The sequence below is a fragment of the Streptomyces sp. OfavH-34-F genome (assembly GCF_022347745.1).
Classification (GTDB): domain Bacteria; phylum Actinomycetota; class Actinomycetes; order Streptomycetales; family Streptomycetaceae; genus Streptomyces.
Genome location: NZ_JAKRGC010000321.1, coordinates 1 through 7,342, shown reverse-complemented (window position 1 = coordinate 7,342; position 7,342 = coordinate 1). Strand labels below are relative to the sequence as shown.

General features: G+C 73.6%; 6 protein-coding genes. 1 reads left to right on the top strand and 5 read right to left on the bottom strand.

All coding sequences use genetic code 11. The features are described from left to right. The 5 genes from MHW47_RS29660 to MHW47_RS29640 form a co-directional block, all read right to left on the bottom strand. On the bottom strand, positions 1 to 2,061 hold a 2,061-nt coding region (locus MHW47_RS29660; RefSeq protein WP_239226878.1), incomplete at its 3' end, for a bifunctional diguanylate cyclase/phosphodiesterase. 232 nt (positions 2,062 to 2,293) lie between these two features. Continuing rightward, positions 2,294 to 4,546 (bottom strand): NAD-dependent DNA ligase LigA, encoded by a 2,253-nt coding sequence (ligA, locus tag MHW47_RS29655; protein WP_239226876.1) that lies wholly within the window; start codon positions 4,544 to 4,546, stop codon positions 2,294 to 2,296. A 29-nt stretch (positions 4,547 to 4,575) separates the two neighbouring features. Further along, the gene (locus MHW47_RS29650; protein WP_239226874.1) at positions 4,576 to 5,601 is read right to left on the bottom strand and encodes a methionine synthase; all 1,026 of its coding nucleotides are present in this window, start codon (positions 5,599 to 5,601) and stop codon (positions 4,576 to 4,578) included. Positions 5,602 to 5,644: 43 nt separating this feature from the next. Next, positions 5,645 to 6,334, bottom strand: a complete 690-nt coding sequence (locus MHW47_RS29645) for an SDR family oxidoreductase (protein WP_239226872.1) — start codon at positions 6,332 to 6,334, stop codon at positions 5,645 to 5,647. A gap of 58 nt (positions 6,335 to 6,392) precedes the next feature. Continuing rightward, positions 6,393 to 6,932, bottom strand: a complete 540-nt coding sequence (locus MHW47_RS29640; RefSeq protein WP_239226870.1) for a TIGR00730 family Rossman fold protein — start codon at positions 6,930 to 6,932, stop codon at positions 6,393 to 6,395. Between the two features lie 144 nt (positions 6,933 to 7,076). Here MHW47_RS29640 and MHW47_RS29635 point away from each other — a divergent pair. Next, a partial coding sequence (locus MHW47_RS29635; RefSeq protein ID WP_374230168.1) for an alpha/beta fold hydrolase occupies positions 7,077 to 7,342 on the top strand: 266 nt, incomplete at its 3' end.

The following is a 7,342-nucleotide window of genomic DNA, read 5'->3' as shown; positions in this document are numbered from 1 at the left end:
GGCCAGCTCCGCCGGGCGGCGCCAGCCGTGCTCGCCGCGCGCCCGCAGCCAGGCCGTCATCTCCTGCGGCGGCATGGCGGCGGCCACCAGCCAGCCCTGCACCGCGTCGCACCGCAGGTCGCGCAGGCGCTCCCAGGTCTCGTCGTCCTCGACGCCCTCCGCCACCACGAGCAGGCCCAGCGAGTGGGCCAGGTCGATGGTGCAGCGGACGATCTCCGCGTCCTCCTGGTCGATGGCGAGTCGGGCCACGAAGGAGCGGTCGATCTTGAGCTCGCTGACGGGCAGCCGGCGCAGGTGGACCAGGGAGGAGTAGCCGGTGCCGAAGTCGTCGAGGGACATCTTCACGCCGTGCCCGGTCAGCCCGGCGAGGGTGTCGGCGGCGCGCTGCGGGTCCTCCAGCAGGACGTGTTCCGTTATCTCCAGCTGGAGCGCGCCGGCCGGGACGCCGTGCCGGGCGAGCCGGGCCGCGACGCCGCCGGCGAACCCGGGGGTGTGCACGTCGCGCGGCGAGACGTTGACGGCGACGGGGACGAAAAGGCCCTGGGCCCGCCAGCGGGCGACCTGGGCGAGCGCCGTCTCCAGGACGTACTCCGTGAGGTGCGGCATCAGTCCGGAGGACTCGGCGATCGCGATGAACTCGTCGGGGGGCACCCGGCCGCGCTCCGGGTGCACCCAGCGCACCAGCGCCTCCAGCCCGGCGACCTGGCCGTCGAAGCGGACCTTGGGCTGGTAGTGCAGCTCCACCTCGCCCGCGTCCAGGGCACGGCGCAGGTCGCCGAGGAGGCCGAGCCGGTCGGGGGTGTTGCTGTCGCGCTTGGACTCGTACACCTCGACGCCGGTGCGGTCCCGTTTGGCCTGGTACATCGCGACGTCGGCCCGGCGCAGCAGCCCTTCGGCGTCCAGCGCGTGGTCCGGGAAGACGGCGACGCCGGCGCTGGCCTCCAGGACCAGGGTCAGCCCGTCCAGGTCCAGCGGGGACGACAGCTCGGCGACGAGGTGCCGGGCGACCCGCTGGGCGCTGGTGGTGGAGTCGGCCGTGGGCAGCAGGACGGCGAACTCGTCGCCGCCGAGCCTGGCCGTCTCCGCGCCGCGCGGCAGGGCGAGCCGCAGCCGTTCCGCGATCTGGAGCAGCAGCCGGTCGCCGGCGAGGTGGCCGAGGGTGTCGTTGACCGCGCGGAAGCGGTCGAGGTCGATCAGGACGAGGCCGACCCGGTGGCCGACGTTCTCCGCCTCCTCCAGCGCCGTCCAGGTCCGCTCCAGCAGCCACTGGCGGTTGGGCAGCCCGGTCAGCGGGTCCTTGAGCTGTTCCTCGGCGCGGGCGCGGGCGATCCAGAGCGTGGAGTCGAGCGCGATCAGCGGCACCGCGAACAGCGGCAGCAGTACCGGGCGGGCCATCGCGACGACGCAGATCAGCGGGGCGATGCCGAGCAGGGCGACGGCGACGAGGCCCTGGCGCAGCATCGCGGTGCGGGCGACGGTGGGCAGGCCGCTGCCGGGCTGGGCGTGCGAGTACCACAGCAGGACGCGGGTGACGACCAGGTAGGTGGTGGCGGCGAGGAGGAGTTCCGGAACGGCGTCGATCCCCCAGTCGAGTGGCCGCCAGGGTGTCTCGACGGACTGCACCTCGCCGAACGCGGCGAGCACCAGGGCCGCCGCGCCCACCCCGAGGATGTCCACCGCGCCGTGCAGCAGCCCCTGCCACCAGCGGTGCCGGCGGGCGACGCCGACGAGGACGACCACGACCAGGCTGACCAGGCCGGCGGGCACCCAGCCGTAGAGCAGCAGCACGGCCAGGGTGAGGGCGGCGCCGGAGCCGGTGCCGCCCCACCAGCGGTCGCGGCCGAGGGCGACCAGATGGCCGACGACGATGCCGGTGAGGACGGCCAGCGACCAGCCGGCCCGGCCGTCCGGGAAGAGGGCGTGTCCTTCGCTGAGGGCACGGTAGAAGCCGGTCGCGAGCTGGCCCGCGGCGAGGACCACGACGACGGCGCCCACCTGGGGCACCGGCCCCGCGAAACCTTGCAGCCGCGTCACCGGTGCGGCGCTCTCGGTCGGTTTCATTCCGTCCCTCTCACAGCCGGCGATGCCGATGTCACCCGATGTCTGCGTTCCGTGCCACGACGCGCTCCGGGCCCCGCCCGGTGGCCGGGTCCGAAGGGCGCATCTGACCACAGTAGGCCGCGGAGGGCGGCTACGGGCAGCGGTCTACCGCTCTTGCCCGAATGCGAACCGACTGTCCGTCAGCATCTGCTATGCGCCGATCGGGTGACCTGGACGGTGTGTCGGCGGGCTCTCACACGCCGGGTGTGCCCGCCTCCTCCGCCGGCTCCCCGGGGGCCGGTTCCCCGGCCGGGACGGCGGCCTCGCGGGCGGCGTCCGGGCCCTGGTCGAGCAGGACGGCGAAGCCGGTCTCGTCCAGGACCGGAACCTTGAGCTGAACCGCTTTGTCGTACTTCGATCCGGGGTTGTCGCCGACCACCACGAAGGAGGTCTTCTTGGAAACGGAACCGGTGACCTTCGCTCCCCGGCTCTGCAGGGCTTCTTTCGCGCCATCCCTGGTGTGTCCGGCCAGGGTGCCGGTGACCACGACGGTCAGCCCTTCGAGGGGCCGGGGCCCGTCGTCCTCGCCGGCCCGCTCGTCCTCCATCCGGACTCCGGCCTCGCGCCACTTGCGGATGATCTCGCGGTGCCAGGGCTCGGCGAACCACTCCTTGACGGAGGCGGCGATGATGGGCCCGACCCCGTCGGCGTCGACCAGTTCCTGTTCGGTGGCCTCCTCGATGCGGTCCATGGACGGGAACTGGCGGGCCAGCTCGCGGGCGGCGACCGGGCCGACATGGCGGATGGAGAGCCCGGTGAGGACGCGGGCCAGCGGGGCCTGTTTGGCGGCGGCGATGGCGTCCAGCATGGCGAGGGCGTTCTTCTTGGGCTCGCCCTGCTGGTTGGCGAAGACGCGGGCGATCTTCTCCTCGCCGGTCTTCGGGTCGCGCCGGGGCAGCCCGCTGTCCGGGTCCAGGACGTAGGCGCGGATCGGCAGCAGCTCGTCCATGGTGAGGCCGAACAGGTCGCCCTCGTCGCGCAGCGGGGGCTCGTCCGGTTCCAGCGGCGCGGTCAGCGCGGCGGCGACGACGTAGCCGAAGTGGTCGATGTCGAGGCACTTGCGGCCGGCGAGGTAGGCGACGCGCTCGCGCAACTGGGCGGGGCAGGAGCGGGCGTTGGGGCAGCGGACGTCGACGTCCGCCTCCTTCGTCGGCTTCAGTTCCGTGCCGCACTCGGGGCAGTGCGTCGGCATGACGAACGCCGTCTCGGTGCCGTCGCGGAGGTCGGCGACCGGGCCGAGGATCTCCGGGATGACGTCACCGGCCTTGCGGAGCACCACCGTGTCCCCGATGAGGACGCCCTTGGCCTTGACCACGTTCTGGTTGTGCAGGGTGGCGAACTCGACCTCGGAGCCGGCCACCACGACCGGTTCGACCTGGGCGTACGGGGTGACGCGGCCGGTACGGCCGACGCCGACGCGGATGTTGACCAGCTTGGTGTTGACCTCCTCCGGCGCGTACTTCCAGGCGATGGCCCAGCGCGGGGCGCGGGAGGTCGAGCCGAGCCGGCCCTGGAGCGGGATCTCGTCCAGCTTGACGACGACGCCGTCGATCTCGTGCTCCACGGAGTGCCGGTGCTCGCCGAAGTACGCGATGAACTCCCGTACGCCGGCGAGGGAGTCGACCACCTTGTTGTACTTGGCGGTGGGCAGCCCCCACTCGCGCAGCAGTTCGTAGGCGTGCGAGAGGCGGTCGATGTCGAAGCCCTCGCGGGCGCCGATGCCGTGCACCACCATGTGCAGCGGGCGGGAGGCGGTGACCTTGGGGTCCTTCTGGCGCAGCGAACCGGCCGCCGCGTTGCGCGGGTTGGCGAAGGGCTTCTCGTCGGCGGCGACCAGCCGGGCGTTCAGCTCCTCGAACCCCTCCATCGGGAAGAAGACCTCGCCGCGCACCTCGACCAGCGGCGGGACGCGGTCGCCGGTCAGCCGGTGCGGGATGTCCGCGATGGTGCGGATGTTGGGGGTGATGTCCTCGCCGGTGCGGCCGTCGCCCCGGGTCGCGGCGCGGGTCAGCACGCCGTTCTCGTACGTGAGGTTCACGGCGAGTCCGTCGATCTTCAGCTCGCACAGGTAGTGGTAGCCGGGCGAGCCGACGTCCCGCGCGACGCGCTCGCCCCAGGCGGCCAGCTCCTCGTCGTCGAAGGCGTTGTCCAGGGAGAGCATGGGCTCGCGGTGCTCGACCGAGGTGAACTCCGTGCGGTAGGGCCCGGCGACCTTCTGGGTCGGCGAGTCCGGGGTGCGCAGCTCGGGGTGGGCGTCCTCCAGGGCCTCCAGCTCGCGCATCAGCCGGTCGAACTCGGCGTCGCTGACGACCGGCTGGTCGTTCACGTAGTACCGGAAGCGGTGTTCCTCGATCTGCTCCGCGAGGAGCAGGTGCCGCTCCCGCGCCTCCGCCGGCACCTCGGTCTGCCCAGCGCCCTGCCCGGTGGTCTGCTCTTCGCCGGCCATCGTCCCGTCCTCCCGTTACCCAGCGCCCGTCACTCAGGGTTGTCTGCGAGCGATCTCGCGGCCCGGCCGCAGTGGGCGAGCACGGCCCGCGCGTACCCGGGCGACGCACCCGCGAGTCCGCACGAGGGGGTGATCGTCACGGACTCGGTGAGAGTCCCCGGATTCAGCCCCAGCCTGCGCCACAGCGTCCTGACACCCATGACGCTACCGCCCGGGTCGGACAATCGGCCCGAGGCCGGGTCGGTGCCGGGCACCACGCCGAAGAACATCCGGGTGCCCGCCTCGACGGCTTCCCCGATCGCCTCTTCCTCACGCTCGGTGAGAAGGGAGAGGTCGAAGGAGATGCCGTCGGCGCCGGCCCTGCGCAGCAGCGCGAAGGGCACCTCGGGGGCGCAGGTGTGCACCAGTGTGGCGGTGTCGCCGGCCGCGCCGAGCACCTGGCGCAGCGTGGCCTCCACGATCTGCCGGTCCACGGCCCGGTAGGTGCGATAGCCGCTCGCGGTCCTGACCCGGCCGCGCAGCACGGCGGTGAGGGAGGGTTCGTCGAGCTGGAGGGCGAGGCGGGCGCCGGGCACCCGGCGGCGCACCTCGGCGAGGTGGCCGCGCAGCCCCTCGGCGAGCGAGTCCGCGAGGTCGCGGCAGGCGCCGAGGTCGCCGAGGAACGCCTCGCCGCCCCGGCGCTCCAGGCCGGCGGCCAGCGTCCAGGGGCCCACGGCCTGGACCTTGAGCGGGCCCTGGTAGCCCTGGGTGAATTCCTCCAGGGCGTCCAGGTCCTCGCCCAGCCAGGACCTGGCCCGCCGGGTGTCGCGGCCGGGCCGGTCGCTGATCCGCCAGCCGCTGGGCTCGACGTGCCCGTACAGCTCGGCGAGCAGTCCGACCGTCCGTCCGATCATGTCGGCGCCGGGGCCGCGCGCCGGGAGTTCCGCCAGGTACGGCATGCCCTCGCCGTCGCCGAAGGAGCCGGCGACGGTCTTGGCCGCCTCCCGCGCGTCCCCTCCGGGCATCGAGCCGATCCCGGTGGCCGGGCAGTTCCTGAACACGGTGTTCTCGCTCACGCGGGAAGCCTACGGGCGCGGGAGCCCTCCGGCGGACGGGGGCTCAGCGGCCGGGGCGCACGGTGAGGTCGTTGACCTCGGCGTCGCGGGGCAGGTCGAGCGCCATGAGGATGGTGGTGGCGACGGACTCGGGGTCGATCCAGCGGGCGGCGTCGTACTCCTTGCCCTCCTGGCGGTGGACCTTCTCCTGCATGGGGCTGGCGGTGCGGCCGGGGTAGACGGAGGTGACGCGGACGCCGGCGGCGTGCTCCTCGTGGCGCAGCGAGTCGGCGAGCGCCTTCAGGCCGTGCTTGCTGGCGGCGTACGCGCTCCAGCCGGGGCTCGCGGAGAGCCCGGCGCCGGAGTTGACGAAGACGACGTGGCCCTGGGCGACGCGCAGCTGGGGCAGCAGGAGGCGGGTCACCTCGGCGGGGGCGACGAGGTTGGCGTCGAGCTGGAGGTGCCAGGCCTTGGGCGTCAGCTCGCCGACCGGGCCGAGTTCGACGACGCCCGCGATGTGCAGCAGCGAGTCGAGCCGGTCGGGCATGGTCTGCTGGGCGAAGGCCCAGGAGAGCCGGTCGGGGTTGGACAGGTCGCCGACGAGGGTGCGGGCGCCGGGGTGCAGGGCGGCCAGTTCCCTGGCGCGGCCGGCGTCGCGGGCCAGCAGGACGAGGTCGTCCCCGCGGGCGGACAGCCGCCGGGCGACGGCGGCGCCGATGCCGGAGCCGGCACCGGTGATGAGGTGAGTGGACATGGCCCCATCGTCGCACCCGCCGCCCGGGGGCCCTCCCCCGCCGCCCGGGGGCCGCCGCTCACTGGAGGCCGGCCGACTCCTCCAGGTAGGCGAGGGCGCCGACGGCGTCCTCGGCGAAGAAGACCAGCTCGGTGAGCGGGATCGGCAGGAAGCCCTCCTCCTCCATGCGCCGGAACTGCTCGCGCAGGCCGTCGTAGAAGCCGGCGGTGTTGAGCAGCACGACGGGCTTGGTGTGCTTGCCGTGCTTCTTGAGCTCCAGGATCTCGGTGGCCTCGTCGAGCGTCCCGGTGCCGCCGACCATGATCACGATTGCGTCGGACTTGGCCAGCAGGAGGGCCTTGCGCTCGGCGAGGTCGCGGGCGATGACCATTTCGTCGGCGTTCGTGCGTGCCTTGGCGGCCAGGAAGTCCACCGAGACGCCGACGAGCCTGCCGCCCGCCTCCTGGACGCCGTCGGCGACGACCTTCATCAGGCCGCTCTCCGAGCCGCCCCAGACCAGGGTGTGCCCGCCGCGCCCGAGCAGTTCGGCGAAGGCGCGGGCGGGCACGGTGTAGCGGTCGTCGAGGTCGGCGGCGGAGAGGAAGACACAGATGTTCATGGCTGCCACGGTAGAACCCGCCGCTCGCGCCCCGGCGGGCGGGGAGGCCCGGCCGACCCCGGGGGCGGGGGCGCGGGGCAGGATTTTCGGAGAACTTTCCGCCGGGACCGATGAGTTCGGGGCGGCCCGGCAGTCCACCCCCGCATGGACACGATTCTCTCCAGAGACGGCACCCCGATCGCATACCGGCGCCGGGGCGAGGGGCCGCCCGTCGTCCTGGTGGGCGGGGCCCTGAGCACGGCCGAGACCGACGAGCCGCTCGCCCGGCTGCTCGCGCCGCGCTTCGAGGTCCTCACGTACGACCGGCGCGGCCGGGGCGGCAGCGGGGACGGCGGGCGCTACGCGGTGGAGCGCGAGATCGAGGACCTGGCCGCGGTGGCGGCCGTGGCGGGCGGCCGGCCCTCGGTCTT

Excerpts from the sequence above, each read along its gene's own strand:
- MHW47_RS29640 (WP_239226870.1), bottom strand. The coding sequence starts at position 6,932 with ATGAACATCTGTGTCTTCCTCTCCGCCGCCGACCTCGACGACCGCTAC.
- ligA (WP_239226876.1), bottom strand. The coding sequence starts at position 4,546 with ATGGCCGGCGAAGAGCAGACCACCGGGCAGGGCGCTGGGCAGACCGAG.
- MHW47_RS29645 (WP_239226872.1), bottom strand. The coding sequence starts at position 6,334 with ATGTCCACTCACCTCATCACCGGTGCCGGCTCCGGCATCGGCGCCGCC.